Below are 16,918 nucleotides of genomic sequence, written 5' to 3'. Positions count from 1 at the left end.
CAGCGCCGGAGGTCCTCGGTCGGCGGGTGATTCGTCCGATCCCTCCGGAATCGCGGCAGTGGGTGACCGTCCGACACGCCCCGTGCGTGTTCCGTCGGGCAGATGCGCTCCACTTCGCTCCACCGCGCTGACCTGCACTTATGCCTTCCCGATCGGGTGAATCATGCACTTCTCCAGTGGCAGGTGGAGTGAAGTGGAGTACCGTGGAGGCACGTGGTGAGGCGGGGATGTCGCACCAGGAGTCGCAGTGTGGAGCCGGGAGGAGGCGGGGTGACGCATGAGTCGTCCGCCGGCGTCTTCGGCTCCTTCGCGCCCTTTCTCGGGACGTACACACCGCGGCTCGACGAGAAGGGCCGGCTCATCCTTCCGGCGAAGTTCCGTGGTCAGCTCGCCCCTGGGCTGGTCATGACCCGCGGCCAGGAGCGGTGCCTCTTCCTGCTCCCCATGCAGGAGTTCCAGCGCATGCACGACCAGCTGCGGCAGGCGCCGGTGACCAGCCGGCAGGCCCGCGACTACCTGCGCGTCTTCCTGTCGGGAGCCAGCGACGAGCTGCCCGACAAGCAGGGCCGCATCTCCATCCCGCCGATGCTCCGCAAGTACGCGGGGCTCGAGCGCGACGTCGCCGTCATCGGCACCGGCACCCGGGTCGAGATCTGGGACCTCACCGCGTGGGAGACGTACCTGGCCGAGCAGGAGGCCGGGTACGCCGACACCGCGGAGGAGGTCTTCCCGAACGGTCCCTTCTAGACGTCCTGGCCCACGGGCCGCCCGGTGAGACCTCCTCCCGAATCTCTGCCGCACTTCCCCGGTGGCAGAGGGTCGGTGGGGGATCTGGTCGGACGGCGGAGGGGCCGCCCGACCACACCATTCGTGCCACCTGGGGAGGGGAGCAGCGATGACTGAGCACACGTCCGACGCGGCCGCCCGGCACACCCCGGTGCTGCTCCAGCGCTGCCTCGACCTGCTGGCCCCGGCCTTCGAGGTCGCGGGCCCCGTGATGGTCGACTCGACCCTCGGGATGGGCGGTCACACCGAGGGCGTCCTGCGGGCGTTCCCGCACGTCCGGGTGGTCGGCATCGACCGCGACACCCAGGCGCTCGAGCTGGCGGGTCGGCGGCTCGCGCCGTTCGGCGACCGGTTCACCGGCGTGCACGCGGTCTACGACGAGATCAACGACGTCCTGGACGACCTCGGCATCCCCGCGGTGCAGGGCGTGCTGATGGACCTCGGCGTCTCGTCCCTCCAGCTCGACGAGCGTGAGCGTGGCTTCTCCTACTCGGCCGACGCCCCGCTGGACATGCGGATGGACGCGACGACCGGGCAGACGGCGGCCGACGTGCTCAACACCTACGACGAGCGTGAGCTCGCGCGGATCCTGCGGGTGTACGGCGAGGAGCGGTTCGCGCCGCGCATCGCCCGGGCCATCGTCGCCCAGCGCGCCAGGCGCCCGCTCGAGCGGACCGGCGAGCTGGTGAGCATCGTCCGGGCGAACATCCCCGCAGCCACGCGCAAGACCGGGGGCAACCCGGCCAAGCGCACGTTCCAGGCCCTGCGCATCGAGGTGAACGGCGAGATCGAGGTGCTGGAGCGCGCGCTCCCGCAGTCGATCGAGGCGCTCGCGGTCGGCGGCCGGATCGTCGTGGAGTCCTACCACTCGCTCGAGGACCGAGCCGTCAAGCGTGCCCTCGCGGTCGGCGCCACATCGAGCGCCCCGCCGGACCTGCCCGTCGAGCCGGAGACGCACGCACCGTTCCTGCGGCTCGTGACGCGTGGCGCCGAGGAGGCCGACGAGGCCGAGCTGGCGCACAACCCCCGGTCGCAGTCCGTCCGTCTCCGCGCCGCCGAGCGCACCCGTCCCACCCCTGACCACCTGACGCCACGTCCGACCGGAAGGAGGGCAGCATGAGCGCCCAGTCCGCTGCCCGAGTGAGCACCGCTCGCGCCTACCCGACCCCGTCCCGCCCCAAGGCGGCCCCGGCCCCCCGACTTCGCGTCGTCCGCGCGCCGGAGCACGCCAGGACGCGAGTGCCGTTCATCCTTGCCTGCATGGCCGTCCTCGCCGGTGCGCTCCTGTCCGCGCTGCTGCTCAACACCTCCATGGCGGCGAGCGCGTACGCCAAGTACGACCTGTCCAACGAGCTGGGCCGGCTGAACCAGGACGCGATGGGCCTGACCGCGGAGCTGGACGCCAAGGCCTCGCCCACGCAGCTGGCCGCCGCCGCCACCGCGCTCGGCATGGTGCCCACCAACGGCACCGGCTGGCTGCGGCTCGCGGACGGCAGCGTGCAGGGCGCCCCCGAGCCGGCCGGAGCCGGCGGATGACGGGTCGCGCCCCTGTCGGCTCGGTGCGCTCGCGTGCCCGCACCGAGCAGACCCGGCGTCCCGTGCCGGCCAACCGCGCCACGGGCACGACGGTGCCCCGCCAGCGGCCGCCGGCCGGTCCGCGGACCGTGGTCGTCCCGCCCGGCACCCGCGGCGGCAGACCACCGTCCGGACCGGTGCAGCCGGGCTCCCGTCGTCGCATGGCCTTCCTCACCGTCCTCGTGGTCCTGGCGCTCGCCGTCTTCGGCGGGCGCCTGGTCTACGTCCAGGGGCTCCGCGGGTCGGTGATCGCCGAGCAGGCCCGCAACTCGCGGCTCATCTCGGTCGCCCTGCTCGGCGGCCGCGGCGAGATCACGGACGCCGACGGCAAGCCGCTGGCCACGTCGGTGGAGCGCTACGACATCTCCGTGAACCAGAGGCTCGTCGCGACCTTCGCGGGGTCGGTGAACCCGGCGGTCCCCGAGGGGCCGGCCGGCGTCGCCGCCATCCTGGCGCCCCTGCTCGACATGAACGCCGCCGAGCTCGGCGGCACCCTCGTCGGCAACCGGCAGTTCGTGTACATCCGCAAGGGCGTGCTGCCGGAGGTGGCCCGCGAGGTCCGCAAGCTCGGGCTCAGCGGGGTCAACGTGGACCGCGTGGCCGAGCGCGTCTACCCGAACGGCACGCTCGCGGGGAACGTCATCGGGTTCGTGAACTCCAACGGCGTCGGCCTGGCCGGCCTGGAGGCGTCGCTGAACCCGCGGCTGACCGGCACGGCCGGCAGCGAGACGTACGAGAGCGGGCGCAAGGGCCAGGCGATCCCCGGCGGGTACTCGCAGGACACGCCCGCCACGCAGGGCGACTCGCTGCAGCTCACCCTCCTGTCCGACGTGCAGTGGAAGGCGCAGTCGGCGCTGGACGCCCAGGTCGCCGCCACGGGGTCGGACTCGGGCTCGCTCATCGTCATGGACGTGAAGACGGGCGAGATCTATGCGCTCGCCGACTCGGGCTCGGTCGACCCCAACCACCCGGGCGAGGCCTCCGGGTCGCTGTCCAGCGCGGTGTCGGACGTGTTCGAGCCCGGCTCGACGGGCAAGGTCATCACGATGTCGGCCATCCTCGACAACAAGATCGCCGACCCCCTCTCGCAGTGGGAGGTGCCGTACACGTACTCGCCGGACGGTCACGAGACGTTCAAGGACTCCCACGAGCACGGGCTCCTGCGCCTGACCACGACCGGCGTGCTGGCCGAGTCGTCGAACACGGGCACCGTGATGATCGGCCAGAACCTCCCGGTGCAGACCCGGTACGACTACCTGTCCAAGTTCGGCTTCGGCGCCAAGACGGGCATCGAGATGCCGGGGGAGTCGAACGGCATCCTGCACCCGGTCGACTCCTGGCAGCGCCGCGACAAGTTCGCCGTGCTGTTCGGGCAGGCGGTCTCCGTGACGGCGATCCAGGCGACGCAGGTCTTCGCCACGATCGCGAACGGCGGGGTGCGCGTGCAGCCCCACATCATCAAGGGGTGGACGTCGCCGGACGGCACCTACACGCCGGCGGAGGCGCCCGCGTCGACCCAGGTGGTCTCGCCCGAGACCGCGAAGACCGTGCTCACGATGATGCAGAGCGTCGTCGACGACGGCACGGGCTCGAACGCCCAGATCCCCGGGTACCAGGTGGCCGGCAAGACGGGGACCGCCCAGAACTGGGTGGGCGGGGTCCAGGGCATCACGTCGTCGTTCATCGGCGTCGCGCCGGCCGACGACCCGCGCATCGCCGTCGCGGTCATCCTGCACAACCCCCGCACCTCGGTCTACGGCGGCACCGTCGCGGCGCCGGTGTTCAGCGACGTGGCGGGCTACACGCTCAGCGAGCTCGGCGTGGCGCCCTCGGGCACCCCGTCCACGCTCTTCCCGACGACGTGGTGACGGTCCGCAACCGGGCGGCCGGGAGCGGCTTCCGGGGTAGATTCTCCCCATGACGACCCCCGCTCGGATGCGCCCCCTGCATCCCGCGGCCCACCGGGTCGCCGACCTCGCCCGCACGTTCGGCCTGGTGGCGCGCGGTCTCGCCCTGGCTGACGACGCGGTCCTGACCGGTGCGAGCCTGGCCAGCGGCGACGTCGTGGCGGGCGACGTGTTCGTCGCGGTCCCCGGGTTCAAGGTGCACGGCGCCGCGTACGGCGCGCAGGCGGTCGACGCCGGCGCGGTCGCGGTGCTCACCGACCAGGCCGGCCTGGAGCTCCTGGAGGCGGCCGGTCTCGCCGACCGGGTCGCCGTGCTCGTCGCCCCCGACCCGCGGGCCCTCGCCGGTCCCGTCGCGGCGTGGGCGCACGACGCCCCCGCCGAGCGCCTGGTCACGGTCGGCGTCACGGGCACCAACGGCAAGACCACGACCTCCTACTTCCTCGACGCCGCCCTGCGTGCGGCGCACGCCACCACGGCCGTGCTGGGCACCGTCGAGCTCCGGATCGGCGAGGACGCGGTGGAGAGCCCCCGCACCACCGTCGAGGCGCCGGCGCTGCAGGCGATCCTCGCGCTGGCCGTCGAGCGCGGGGCGACCGCGCTCGCCATGGAGGTGTCGTCGCACGCGCTCGCGCTCGGGCGGGTCGGCGGTCTGACGTTCGACGTCGTCGGCTTCACCAACCTGCAGCGCGACCACCTGGACTTCCACGGCGACATGGAGGGCTACTTCCGCGACAAGTCGCGGCTGTTCGCCACCGGTCAGGCGCGCCGGGGTGTCGTCGTGGTCGACGACGAGTGGGGCCGCCGGCTCGCCGCCGAGGCGCCGATCCCGGTCGAGACCGTGGCCACGCACGTCGGTGAGCCCGAGGGGGCCGACGCCGACTGGGCCGTCGTCGCCGCGGACATCGGGCTCGACGGCGTGGGCTCGTCGTTCACGCTCCGGGGGCCCGACGGCACCGAGCACGACGCCACGAGCCCCCTGCCCGGGAGGGTCAACGTCTCCAACGCCGCGCTGGCGATCGTGCTCGCGCACGCGGCCGGCGTGGAGCTCGACGCTGCGATCGCCGCCGTGGCCGTGGCGCACGAGATCCCCGGCCGGATGGAGCGGGTCATCGAGCGCGGCGACGGGTTCCCGCTCGCGATCGTCGACTACGCGCACACGCCCGACGCGCTGGTCCTGGCGCTCGAGGCCGTGCGCCCGATCACGCCCGGGCGGCTGGTGATCGTGTTCGGCTCGGACGGCGACCGCGACCAGGGCAAGCGCCCGCTCATGGGCGAGATCGCGGCGCGGCTGGCCGACGTGATCGTCGTCACCGACGAGAACCCCCGTTCCGAGGAGCCGGCGGCCATCCGATCCGCCATCCTCGACGGGGTCCGGTCGCAGCGGCCGGACCTGGTCGACGTGCACGAGGCCACCAGCCGCGCGCAGGCCATCCGCGACGCCCTCGCCCTCGCCTCCGAGCAGGACACCGTGATCATCACGGGCAAGGGCCACGAGCCGACCCAGGAGATCGCCGGCGTGTTCCACCGGTACAACGACCGCGACGTGCTGCTCGCAGCGCGCACCCGCCGGCAGGAGCAGCACGCGTGATCGCCCTGACGGCGGCCGAGATCGCGGCCGCGACCGGTGGCCTGCTGCGCGGTTCGGCCGCCACCGACCCTGCGCTCGTCGTCAGCGGCCCCGTGGTCGTCGACTCGCGCGACGACGTCACCGGGGGTCTGTTCGTCGCCCTGCCCGGGGAGAACGTCGACGGCCACGACTACGCCGCCGTGGCGGTCGCCGGCGGCGCGGCGCTCGTCCTGGCTGCGCGCGACATCGTCGGGGCGGGCGGTGCGGTCCTGCCGAGCGTCGTCGTCGCCGACGTGGAGCGCGCCCTCGGCGACCTGGCGCGCGTGGTCCTGGAGCGGCTGCGCGAGGCCGCGCTGGAGCCCGGCGGCAGCGACCTGCGCGTCGTCGGCATCACCGGGTCGGTCGGCAAGACCACCACCAAGGACCTGCTCGCGCAGCTGTGCGGCAGCGTCGGCCCGACGATCGCGCCGGTCCGGTCGTTCAACAACGAGATCGGGCTGCCGCTGACGGTGCTGCGCGCCGACGAGTCCACCCGGTTCCTCGTGCTCGAGATGGGCGCCAGCGGACCGGGCCACCTCACGTACCTGACGGACATCGCTCCGCCCGACGTGGCGGTCGTCCTGATCGTCGGCCACGCGCACCTGGGCGGCTTCGGCGGCATCGACGCGGTCGCCGTCGCCAAGTCCGAGATCGTCCAGGGCCTGGTGTCCGACGGCGTCGCGGTGCTCAACGCCGACGACCCGCGCGTGTCCGCCATGGCCGCGCTCGCGCCCGGCGAGGTCGTGACGTTCGGTGCGGCCCCGCTGGCCACGGTGGGTGTCCGCGACGTGCGCCTCGACCGCTCCGGCCGCGCGACGTTCACCCTCGTGCGACGCGGCGAGGTCGAGAGCACCGCGCAGGTCACGCTGCGGCTCGTCGGCGAGCACCACGTGCACAACGCCCTCGGCGCCGCGGCCGCCGCGCTGGCCGTCGGGCTGGAGCTGGACGAGGTCGCCGCGGGCCTGAGCGCCGCGGACGCCCTCAGCCCGCACCGGATGCACGTGGTCGAGCGCCACGACGGCGTGACCATCGTCGACGACTCCTACAACGCCAACCCCGACTCGATGCGTGCGGCGCTCAAGGCGCTGGCCGTGCTGGCCGGCCGGGATCGCCGCTCGATCGCGGTGCTGGGCGAGATGCTGGAGCTCGGACCGGGCGCGCGCGAGGCGCACGACGCCATCGGGCGACTGTGCGTCCGGCTCAACATCGGCCTGACCATCGTGGTCGGGGACGGCGCGCGCGCCATCCGCGACGGCGCCAACCACGAGGGCTCGTGGGGCGACGAGGTGGTGCTCGCGGACGACCTGGAGGTCGCCACCGCGTTCCTCGAGAGCGAGCTGCGTCCCGGTGACGTCGTGCTCGTGAAGTCGTCGTACGGCGCGGGTCTGTGGAGGCTGGGCGACGTGCTGGTCGAGGGGGCTGCCCGATGAGGGCGGTCCTGATCTCCGGTGGTCTCGCGATGGTCATCGCGTTGCTGGGCACGCCCCTGTTCATCCGGTACCTGGTGCACAAGCAGTACGGCCAGTTCATCCGGCAGGACGGACCGACCGCGCACTTCACCAAGCGCGGCACCCCGACCATGGGTGGCGTCGTCATCATCGGGGCGACGCTGCTCGGCTGGGTCGGTGGTCTGATCGCCACCGGGACGCCACCGCGCGCGTCGGCCGTGCTGGTGCTCTTCCTCATGACCGGCCTCGGCGTCGTCGGGTTCCTCGACGACTTCATCAAGATCTCGCGGCAGCGCAGCCTCGGCCTGAGCGCCCGGTGGAAGATCGCCGGGCAGGGGGTCGTCGGCATCGCGTTCGCCGTGGCGGCGCTCCAGTTCCCCAACGACAAGTTCCGGACGCCGGCGTCCACGCACATCTCGTTCATCCGCGACACCAACCTGGACCTCGCGTTCTGGGGCGTGACCGTCGGAACGATCCTGTTCGTCGTCTGGGCGAACTTCCTCATCACCGCCTGGTCCAACGCCGTGAACCTCACCGACGGCCTCGACGGGCTCGCCACGGGTGTCTCCCTCATCGTGTTCGGCGCGTACGTCATCGTCGGGGTCTGGCAGTTCAACCAGAGCTGCCAGCTCCTCCCGAGCGCCGGGCCGAGCTGCTACGAGACGCGTGACCCGCTGGACCTCGCCGTCGTCGCCGCGGCCATCACGGGCGCGTGCTTCGGGTTCCTGTGGTGGAACGCCAGCCCCGCCAAGATCTTCATGGGCGACACCGGCTCGCTCGCGCTCGGCGGCGCGCTGGCCGGCCTGTCGATCCTGTCCCGCACCGAGATCCTCGCCGCGATCATCGGCGGCCTGTTCGTGGTCATCGTCCTGTCGGACGTGATCCAGATCGGCTTCTTCAAGCTGACCGGGAAACGGGTCTTCAAGATGGCACCCCTGCACCATCACTTCGAGCTCTCGGGCTGGGGCGAGGTGACGATCGTCATCCGGTTCTGGATCATCGCCGGGTTGTTCGTCGCGCTGGGCGTGGGCATCTTCTACGCGGAGTGGGTGGCCGGCTAGGTGTCCGAGCTCGTGCTGGAGGACGCCCTGGTGGTCGTCGCCGGGCTCGGGGTCTCGGGACGCGCGGCGGTCGAGGTGCTGGCCTCCCGCGGCGCCCGGGTGGTGCCGGTCGACGACCACGCCGACGACGTCATCGGCTCGGCGGAGCTGCTCGCCGGCTCGGTGCTGGACCGCGCGGACCTCGTCGTCGCGTCGCCGGGGCTGGCGCCGCACCACCCGCTGCTCGCGGCCGCGCTCGAGCGTGGCGTCCCCGTGTGGAGCGAGGTCGAGCTGGCGTGGCACGTGCGCGTCGACCGCGCGGCCGGCGGCGGACCGGCACCGTGGCTCGCCGTGACCGGCACCAACGGCAAGACCACCACCGTGGGCATGCTCGAGTCGATCCTGCGGGCCGCGGGGGAGAACGCCCTGGCGGTCGGCAACGTGGGCACCCCCGTGGTGCTCGCCGCCACCGACCCGTCTCTCGACGTCCTCGCCGTGGAGCTGTCCAGCTTCCAGCTGCACTTCACGCACTCGATGTCCGCGCAGGCTGCCGCCGTGCTCAACCTCGCGCCGGACCACCTGGACTGGCACGGGTCGATGGACGCGTACACCGCCGACAAGGGCCGCGTCTTCGAGCGGGCGCAGGTCGCGTGCATCTACAACCTCACGGACCCGGCGACCGAGGACCTGGTCCGTGAGGCCGACGTCGTCGACGGCTGCGTCGCCGTCGGGTTCACGCTGGGCACCCCGGGCGTCGGGCAGGTCGGCATGGTCGAGGACGTGCTGGTCGACCGCGGGTTCGCGCGGCTCCGGCACACGCACGCGGCCGAGCTGGGCACGCTGGCGGACCTCGTGCAGCTGGCCGGACCCGACGGGACCGTCCCGCCGCACGTCGTCGCGAACGCCCTCGCGGCCGCGGCGCTCGCGCTGGCGCACGACGTCGACCCGGCGGCGATCCGGGACGGTCTGCGGGCCTACGGACCCGGGGCGCACCGGCTGGCGACCGTCGGCGTCGTGGACGGGGTGGCCTACGTCGACGACTCGAAGGCCACCAACGCCCACGCGGCCTCGGCGGCCCTCGGCGCGTTCCCCGTCGGCAGCGTCGTGTGGATCGCGGGCGGCCTGGCCAAGGGTGCGCAGTTCGACGAGCTCGTCGTCGCGCGCCGGGACCGGCTGCGCTCGGTGGTGCTCATCGGCGTCGACCGCACCCCGCTGCGCGAGGCGCTCGCCCGACACGCACCCGAGGTCCCCGTGGTCGAGGTCGACGCCGGTGAGACTGGCACGGTGATGACCCATGCCGTGCACCAGGCCGGGCGCCTCGCGTCCGCGGGCGCCGGTCCGGTCACGGTGCTGCTCGCCCCGGCCTGCGCGTCGATGGACCAGTTCACGTCGTACGCCGCACGGGGTGATCAGTTCTCCGCAGCCGTGCGTGCGCTCGGCGGGGACGCATGACCGCCACGACCCCGCGCCCGAGCGTGCGCCGCACGGGCGACCCGGGCGCCTCCAGCAGCTCGCTGCTCGGCCAGTGGAACAGCGCGGTGACCAGCTACTACGTGCTCATCGGTGCGACCGCCCTGCTGCTCGTCATCGGGCTGGTCATGGTGCTCTCGAGCTCGAGCGTGGAGTCCCTGGACGACGGCGACTCGCCGTACGCGGTGTTCCTCGACCAGGCCAAGTACGCGCTCATCGGCCTCCCGATCCTGTTCGGGCTGTCCCGCGCGCCCGTGCGGTTCTTCCAGGTGATCGCGTGGCCCGCGCTGGCCTTCGCGGTGCTCTTCCAGCTCACCGTCTTCACACCGCTCGGCTGCGGCGCGGGCGGCAACCAGAACTGGGTGTGCGTCGGCGGGATCTCCGCGCAGCCGTCGGAGACCATCAAGCTCGCGCTGGCCATCTGGCTCGGTGCCGTGCTGACCCGCAAGCTGCCGCTGCTGCGGCAGTGGCGGCACGCGCTGATCCCCGCCGTGCCGGTCGCCGGGATCGCGATCCTGGTCGTGCTGGCCGGGCACGACCTGGGCACCGCGCTGGTCCTGATCATGCTGGTCGCCGGGGCGCTGTTCGTGGCCGGTGTGTCCATGCGGATGTTCGGCTTCGCGGCGCTGCTGGCCGGCGCGCTGACCGCGCTGCTCACCGTCACCAGCGACAACCGCACGGCCCGCATCACGAGCTGGCTGTCCGACGAGTGCGACGCGGCGTCGTCGTGCTACCAGACGCTGCACGGCGGCTGGGGGCTGGCGAGCGGCGGCTGGGGCGGGCTCGGTCTGGGGGAGAGCCGCGAGAAGTGGTCCTACCTGCCTGCCGCCCATAACGACTTCATCTTCGCGATCCTCGGCGAGGAGCTCGGGCTCATCGGCACGCTGCTGGTCCTCGGGCTGTTCGGCCTGCTGGCCTTCGCCATGATCCGGGTCATCCGCCGGCACACCGATCCGTTCGTGCAGATCACCACGGGTGCGATCCTCTGCTGGATCATCGGGCAGGCGCTGGTCAACGTGGCGGTCGTCATCGGGCTCGCGCCGGTGATCGGCATCCCGCTGCCGCTGGTGTCCGCCGGTGGGTCGGCGCTGATCATGACCATGGCCGCCCTCGGCGTGCTCATCGCCTTCGCGCGCTCGGAACCGGGCGCCGCAGAAGCGCTGGCCGCGCGGCCCGGCGTCGTCCGCCGGTCGCTGGCCGTGATCGGGCGGTCCCGTGGCTGAGCACCGTCCGCCCCCCACCGTTCCCGCGGTGCTCCTCGCCGGTGGAGGCACCGCGGGGCACGTCAACCCGCTGCTCGCCGTCGCGGACGAGCTGCTGCGGCGCCACCCGAACGCCCGGCTCACGGTGCTCGGCACCGCCGAGGGTCTCGAGTCCCGACTCGTCCCGGAGCACGGTCTGCCGCTCGCGGTCGTGCCGCGCGTGCCGCTGCCGCGCCGCCCGACGCTCGACTGGTTCCGGCTGCCCGCGCGACTGCGCGACGCGGTGCGGGCAGCCGGCGCGGCGATCGACGGGTCGGGCGCGCAGGTGGTCGTCGGCTTCGGCGGCTACGTGGCGACGCCCGCCTACCTGGCCGCGCGTCGGCGGGGGATCCCGGTCGTCATCCACGAGCAGAACGCCCGCGCGGGCCTGGCCAACCGGCTGGGTGCGCGCTGGGCCCGGTCGGTCGCCGTGACGTTCCCCGGCACCTCGCTGCGCGGGGCCCAGGTGACCGGGCTGCCGCTGCGCGCCCCGATCGCCCGACTGATCGAGCAGCGGACGGCGGACCGGGCGGGGACCCGCGCCGCGGCCGCCGCCGAGCTCGGTCTGGATCCGGACCTGCCCACGCTGCTCGTGTCCGGCGGCTCTCTGGGTGCCGTGAGCGTCAACACCGCCGTCGCGGGTGCCGCGGCGGACCTGCTGGCGGCGGGCGTCCAGGTGCTGCACCTGACGGGCGCACGCAAGGCCGACGCGGTGCGTGCCGCGCTCGTCGGCGTGCCCGGCGCCGAGCGGTACCACGTGCGCGAGTACCTGACCGAGATGCAGCACGCGCTGGCCGTCGCGGACGTGGTGATCGGGCGCTCCGGCGCCGGCACGGTGTGCGAGCAGGCGGCGCTCGGCATCCCTGCTGTCTACGTGCCGCTGCCCATCGGCAACGGCGAGCAGCGGCTGAACGCCGCGGCCGTGGTCGCGGCCGGCGGCGGACTGCTGGTGGAGGACAAGGACCTGGACCCGGCATGGGTCCGCACGCACCTCCCGGTCCTCTTGGTCGGGGACGCCGCCGCGGAGACGCGGGAGCGGATGGGGTTGGCCGCCGCGTCGGTCGGGGTGCGCGACGCTGCGTCCCGCGTCGCCCGGCTGGTGGAGGCGGAGCTGCCGTGAGCGCCGTCCTGCGGCCCGCCGACCTCGGCCGCGTGCACCTCGTCGGCGTGGGCGGAGCGGGCATGTCCGCGATCGCCGCCCTGCTCGCCGCCCGCGGCGTGGCCGTCTCCGGTTCGGATGCCGCCGACGGTCCTGCCCTGCCGGCGCTGCGAGCGGCGGGCGTCGACGTGCACGTCGGCCACGAGGCCTCGCTCGTCGACGACGTCGACACCGTCGTGATCTCGTCGGCCGTCCGGGAGTCCAACCCGGAGCTCGCCCGCGCCCGTGAGCGAGGGCTGAGGGTGCTGCACCGGTCCGAGGCGCTCGCGTCGCTCATGGTCGACCGGGACGCGGTCGCGGTGGCCGGCGCCCACGGCAAGACCACCACGTCCGCGATGATCGCCACGGCGCTGCTGCACGCGGGCGCGGACCCGTCCTTCGCGATCGGCGGCACCGTGTTCTCCGCCGACGGACCGCTGGGCGGTGGACGGGACGGCGCCGGCGCGGCGTTCGTGGCGGAGGCCGACGAGTCCGACGGCTCGTTCCTCGCGTACGCGCCGCTGGTCGCGGTCGTCACCAACGTCGAGCCGGACCACCTGGATCACTACGGCTCCACCGAGGCGTTCGAGGACGTGTTCGTCCAGTTCGCCGGACGCATCCGGGCCGGCGGCACGCTGGTGGTCTGCGCCGACGACCCGGGCGCGGCGCGGCTCGTCGAGCGCGTGCGGGGGACGCTCGCGGCGCGCGACGTCTCGGTCGTCACCTACGGCACGTCGCCGGACGCCGGCGTCGTCGTGGGCGAGCTGCGCGCCGACGCCGGACGATGGGCGTTCGAGCTCACCGCCGGCGAGCTCACCACCACGGTGCGCCTCGCCTTCCCGGGTGCGCACAACGCGCTGAACGCCGCGGCGGCCTGGGCCACGGCCCGGCGCCTCGGGGTGCCGGACGCCGCGGACGGGCTCGCGGCGTTCCGCGGGACCGGGCGACGGTTCGAGGACCGCGGGACCGTCAGCGGCGTCCGTGTGGTCGACGACTACTCCCACCACCCGACGGAGGTGGCGGCGCTCCTGCGCGGCGCCCGCTCGGTGGTCGGAGACGGCCGGGTGCTCGCCCTGTTCCAGCCGCACCTGTACTCGCGCACCCGCACGTTCGCCGCGGAGTTCGGCGCGGCGCTCGACCTGGCCGACGTGGTCGTCGTGACCGACGTGTACGCCGCCCGCGAGGACCCGGACCCGTCGGTGACCGGCGCGCTGATCGTGGACCGCGTCCCCACGCCGGGCAAGGCGACGTTCGTGCCGGACCGGTACGACGCCGCCCGCGCGGTCGCCGGGGCCGCGCGTCCGGGCGACCTGCTGCTCACGGTGGGCGCGGGGGACGTCACGCTGCTGGTGCCGGTCGTGCTCGACGTGCTCACCGCGCGAGCCGGCGGATGAGCCCGTCCCGACCGACGGCTCCGCGCGACCCCGCGCCGGGCCGACCGCCCGCCCCGCGCCCGGCGACGGCGCGGCCGAAGCCGACGACGGCACCGAAGCCGACGACCGCCCAGAAGCCGACGGCCGCCCCGAGACCCACCCCGCCGGCCCCGCAGGACGACCCGTCGTTCGGGCGCGCGGTCACCACCTACAGCGCCGGGGGAGCCCGCCGCTACGCCGGCCCCGTGGCGCCGCCCGTGGTGTCCACCAGCTCGGTCGCCCGGTTCGCCGAGCGCTCCCGTGCTCGCCGCAACCTCGCGCGCCGGCAGGTGCTGCTGGTGGCCGGCTCGGTGCTCGCGGTCGGCTCGCTCGGCTGGCTCCTGCTCCTCTCCCCGGTGCTCGCGCTCGAGCCGGCGCAGGTGGTGGTCGAGGGGGCCGGGACCGTGGTCGCCGTCGACCAGGTGCGCGGCGTGATCGACGCCCACGCGAGCACCCCGCTGCCTCGCCTGGACACGGTGCGGCTGCGCGACCAGGTGCTCGACGTGCCTGGGGTGCGGGAGGCACGCGTCACCAGGTCGTGGCCGCACGGCCTCGTGGTGGTGCTCGTGGCCCGCGAGCCCGTCGCGGCGGTGCCGGAGCAGTCGAGTGCCGCGACCCACGGCGCACCGGGGTTCGCACTGCTCGACATGGACGGCGTCCAGGTGGGCCGGGTCGATGCCGCACCGGAGGGTCTGCCGGTGGTGGACGTGCCGGTGGGGGACAAGCGCACGCTCACCGCGGTGCTCAGCGTGCTCCAGCGGCTGCCGGTCGAGCTGCTCGCCCAGGTGGGTGGCGTGTCGGCGCGGACCCAGGACACCGTGACCATGAGCCTGCGCGACGGCGTCCGGGTCGACTGGGGGAGCGCGAGCGAGACTCCGCTCAAGATCGCGGTGCTGTCGGCGCTGCGGGCGTCGCCTGCCGCCGCCGGCGCGACCGTCATCGACGTGTCCGCACCGCGCCTGCCCATCACCAAGTGACGCGAGCGGGCGAGTTTCTCGACCAACTCCCGACACGCGCGGCGCGGTCGTTGCTCGAGGTCCGGACGGGACCTAGCGTCACGCACTGACAGCACACCTGACATAACTATAACCCTCAACTAGAGGGTGAAGGTTCCACCCCGACCCTGTCCCGCCGCGTGCGGGCCGCGGACGGACCACGTGGCCCAAGGCCGCGACCGGCACAGAACGAGAGGCACCCACCGTGGCAGCTCCGCAGAACTACCTGGCGGTCATCAAGGTCGTCGGCATCGGCGGCGGCGGCGTCAACGCCGTGAACCGCATGATCGAGGTCGGCCTCAAGGGTGTCGAGTTCATCGCCGTCAACACGGACGCCCAGGCGCTGCTGATGTCGGACGCGGACGTCAAGCTCGACGTCGGCCGTGAGCTGACGCGCGGCCTCGGTGCCGGCGCGGACCCCGAGGTCGGCAAGAAGGCCGCCGAGGACCACAAGGACGAGATCGAGGACGTCCTGCGGGGCGCCGACATGGTGTTCGTCACCGCGGGCGAGGGCGGTGGCACCGGTACCGGTGGCGCGCCGGTCGTCGCGCGGATCGCGCGCTCGCTGGGTGCCCTGACCATCGGCGTCGTCACGCGCCCGTTCACCTTCGAGGGCCGCCGCCGGTCGGTCCAGGCCGACTCGGGCATCGAGGCGCTGCGCGCCGAGGTCGACACGCTCATCGTCATCCCCAACGACCGGCTGCTCCAGATCTCCGACCGCTCGGTGTCGGTCCTGGACGCCTTCCACTCCGCGGACCAGGTGCTGCTCTCCGGTGTCCAGGGCATCACGGACCTGATCACCACGCCGGGCCTGATCAACCTCGACTTCGCCGACGTGAAGTCCGTCATGCAGGGTGCCGGTTCGGCGCTCATGGGCATCGGCTTCGCCCGCGGAGACGACCGCGCGGTGCAGGCCGCCGAGATGGCGATCTCCTCGCCGCTGCTCGAGGCCAGCATCGACGGCGCCCACGGCGTGCTGCTGTCCATCCAGGGCGGCTCCGACCTCGGGCTCTTCGAGATCAACGAGGCCGCGCGCCTGGTCCAGGAAGCGGCGCACCCCGAGGCCAACATCATCTTCGGTGCCGTGATCGACGACGCCCTCGGCGACGAGGTCCGGGTGACGGTCATCGCCGCCGGGTTCGACTCCGGGTCGCCCACGATCCGTCGCGACTCCCGCGCGCTCGGCCAGGTCAGCGGCAACTCGGCGCGCCAGGTGCCCGCGGTCGCGTCGCAGGTCCCCACGCCGCGCCCGGTGCTCGACCCCGAGGAGCAGCTGGTCCCCGTCGGCGCCTACGGCCAGAACCGTTCGGCCGCACCGGCCCAGCCCGACGTCCCGGCCTTCCTGTCCACGGAGGCGGAGCCGACGCCGATCACGGGAGCGCTGGAGGTGCCGCGGATCTTCACCGAGGACGCCTCCCGGCGAGACCGCGACGAGCTGGACGTGCCCGACTTCCTCAAGTAGCCGGGCGGTGAGCGGATCGCAGCCCGGGAGCGACCTCCCGCCCGTCGTGGAGGTCGATCTCGGGGCTGGCGTCCTGGCCGGTTTCAGCACGCGCGGGGGTGGGGTCAGCCGCCCGCCCTACGACGCCCTGAACCTCAGCTACCAGGTGGGCGACGAGTCCTCCGACGTGGCACGCAACCGCGCGCGTCTGGAGCGGTGGGCGGGCGTGCCCGTCGCGTACGCCACGCAGGTGCACGGCACGGGGATCGTCGTCCTGTCCGAGCCGCCGACGGCCGGCGTCATCTCGGTGGGCGAGTACGACGCCCTGGTGTCGGTGGACCCGTCGGTCGCCGTCGCGGTCCTTGTCGCCGACTGCGTGCCCGTGCTGCTGGCCGACCCCTCCGCGGGCGTGGTGGCCGCCGTGCACGCGGGTCGGCGAGGGCTGGTGGCCGGCATCGTGGAGGCGGCGATCGCCGCGATGCTCACCCAGGGTGCAACGGCGGACCGGATCCGGGCCGCTGTCGGGCCGTCGATCGCGGGGGAGTCGTACGAGGTGCCGGCCGCTCTGCGTGACGAGGTGGCCGCCGTCGTCCCGGAGACGCGGGCGACGACGGGCTGGGGGACGCCTGCGCTCGACCTGCCCGCCGGGGTCGTCGCGGTGCTGCGCCGCAGCGGCGTGGTCCACGTGACGACCCTGTCGCGCGACACGTGGAAGGACCCCGCGCTCTTCTCCTACCGGCGCTCGCCGCGCACGGGTCGGTTCGCGGGGGTCGTCGGGCTGCGCCCGTGAGGCACGGCCGCCGAGGTTGTCGGGCGTGTCGCGCCGTGCCGGGAACGCCCGCGTTGCTAGCGTGACCGG

At 73.8% G+C, this 16,918-nt stretch carries 15 protein-coding genes; 14 read left to right on the top strand and 1 reads right to left on the bottom strand.

Annotation, left to right across the window (positions count from 1 at the left end):
• Window positions 1–270 precede the first annotated feature (270 nt).
• The 11 genes from mraZ (at window position 271) to murC (ending at window position 13,605) form a co-directional block, all read left to right on the top strand.
• Window positions 271–747 carry a division/cell wall cluster transcriptional repressor MraZ gene (mraZ, locus tag HP550_RS09215; RefSeq protein ID WP_055921977.1) on the top strand — a complete coding sequence of 159 codons (477 nt, stop codon included), beginning with the start codon at window positions 271–273 and terminating at the stop codon, window positions 745–747.
• 148 nt (window positions 748–895) lie between these two features.
• Window positions 896–1,906 (top strand): 16S rRNA (cytosine(1402)-N(4))-methyltransferase RsmH, encoded by a 1,011-nt coding sequence (rsmH, locus tag HP550_RS09210; RefSeq protein ID WP_175347395.1) that lies wholly within the window; start codon window positions 896–898, stop codon window positions 1,904–1,906.
• Window positions 1,903–2,322, top strand: coding sequence for a cell division protein FtsL (gene ftsL / locus HP550_RS09205; protein ID WP_175347394.1), 420 nt, complete (start codon window positions 1,903–1,905; stop codon window positions 2,320–2,322). The genes rsmH and ftsL overlap by 4 nt, the downstream gene beginning before the upstream one ends.
• Window positions 2,319–4,229, top strand: coding sequence for a peptidoglycan D,D-transpeptidase FtsI family protein (locus HP550_RS09200; RefSeq protein ID WP_175347393.1), 1,911 nt, complete (start codon window positions 2,319–2,321; stop codon window positions 4,227–4,229). The genes ftsL and HP550_RS09200 overlap by 4 nt, the downstream gene beginning before the upstream one ends.
• Before the next feature lie 49 nt (window positions 4,230–4,278).
• Complete coding sequence (locus HP550_RS09195) at window positions 4,279–5,856, top strand: UDP-N-acetylmuramoyl-L-alanyl-D-glutamate--2,6-diaminopimelate ligase (protein WP_175347392.1); 1,578 nt, start codon at window positions 4,279–4,281, stop codon at window positions 5,854–5,856.
• Entirely contained in the window at window positions 5,853–7,304 is a 1,452-nt protein-coding gene (locus HP550_RS09190; RefSeq protein WP_175347391.1) for a UDP-N-acetylmuramoyl-tripeptide--D-alanyl-D-alanine ligase, read from the top strand. Before HP550_RS09195 ends, HP550_RS09190 begins: the two co-directional genes overlap by 4 nt.
• Window positions 7,301–8,383, top strand: a complete 1,083-nt coding sequence (gene mraY / locus HP550_RS09185) for a phospho-N-acetylmuramoyl-pentapeptide-transferase (protein ID WP_175347390.1) — start codon at window positions 7,301–7,303, stop codon at window positions 8,381–8,383. The genes HP550_RS09190 and mraY overlap by 4 nt, the downstream gene beginning before the upstream one ends.
• Window positions 8,384–9,814 carry a UDP-N-acetylmuramoyl-L-alanine--D-glutamate ligase gene (gene murD, locus HP550_RS09180; protein WP_175347389.1) on the top strand — a complete coding sequence of 477 codons (1,431 nt, stop codon included), beginning with the start codon at window positions 8,384–8,386 and terminating at the stop codon, window positions 9,812–9,814.
• Window positions 9,811–11,055 carry a putative lipid II flippase FtsW gene (gene ftsW, locus HP550_RS09175; RefSeq protein ID WP_175347388.1) on the top strand — a complete coding sequence of 415 codons (1,245 nt, stop codon included), beginning with the start codon at window positions 9,811–9,813 and terminating at the stop codon, window positions 11,053–11,055. The genes murD and ftsW overlap by 4 nt, the downstream gene beginning before the upstream one ends.
• A gap of 28 nt (window positions 11,056–11,083) precedes the next feature.
• Window positions 11,084–12,193 (top strand): UDP-N-acetylglucosamine--N-acetylmuramyl-(pentapeptide) pyrophosphoryl-undecaprenol N-acetylglucosamine transferase, encoded by a 1,110-nt coding sequence (locus HP550_RS09170; protein WP_343048081.1) that lies wholly within the window; start codon window positions 11,084–11,086, stop codon window positions 12,191–12,193.
• Entirely contained in the window at window positions 12,190–13,605 is a 1,416-nt protein-coding gene (gene murC / locus HP550_RS09165) for a UDP-N-acetylmuramate--L-alanine ligase (protein ID WP_175347386.1), read from the top strand. Before HP550_RS09170 ends, murC begins: the two co-directional genes overlap by 4 nt.
• Here the strand turns inward: murC and HP550_RS23030 are convergent.
• Window positions 13,583–13,789, bottom strand: coding sequence for a hypothetical protein (locus HP550_RS23030; protein WP_343048080.1), 207 nt, complete (start codon window positions 13,787–13,789; stop codon window positions 13,583–13,585). The genes murC and HP550_RS23030 overlap by 23 nt on opposite strands.
• A gap of 40 nt (window positions 13,790–13,829) precedes the next feature.
• On the opposite strand from HP550_RS23030, the gene HP550_RS09160 reads away from it, so the two are divergent.
• The 3 genes from HP550_RS09160 (at window position 13,830) to pgeF (ending at window position 16,849) form a co-directional block, all read left to right on the top strand.
• Window positions 13,830–14,600: a cell division protein FtsQ/DivIB gene (locus HP550_RS09160; protein ID WP_343048079.1), complete on the top strand. Its 771-nt coding sequence runs from the start codon at window positions 13,830–13,832 to the stop codon at window positions 14,598–14,600.
• A 223-nt stretch (window positions 14,601–14,823) separates the two neighbouring features.
• A complete protein-coding gene (ftsZ, locus tag HP550_RS09155; RefSeq protein WP_175347384.1) occupies window positions 14,824–16,080 on the top strand; it encodes a cell division protein FtsZ in 1,257 nt (418 codons plus the stop codon).
• Between the two features lie 7 nt (window positions 16,081–16,087).
• On the top strand, window positions 16,088–16,849 hold the full coding sequence (gene pgeF, locus HP550_RS09150; RefSeq protein ID WP_175347383.1) for a peptidoglycan editing factor PgeF: 762 nt from the start codon (window positions 16,088–16,090) through the stop codon (window positions 16,847–16,849).
• Window positions 16,850–16,918 lie beyond the last annotated feature (69 nt).

The organism is Cellulomonas humilata (assembly GCF_013359775.1).
In the GTDB taxonomy this organism is placed as follows: Bacteria; Actinomycetota; Actinomycetes; order Actinomycetales; family Cellulomonadaceae; genus Cellulomonas; species Cellulomonas humilata.
This window is presented reverse-complemented; position numbering and strand designations above follow the sequence as displayed.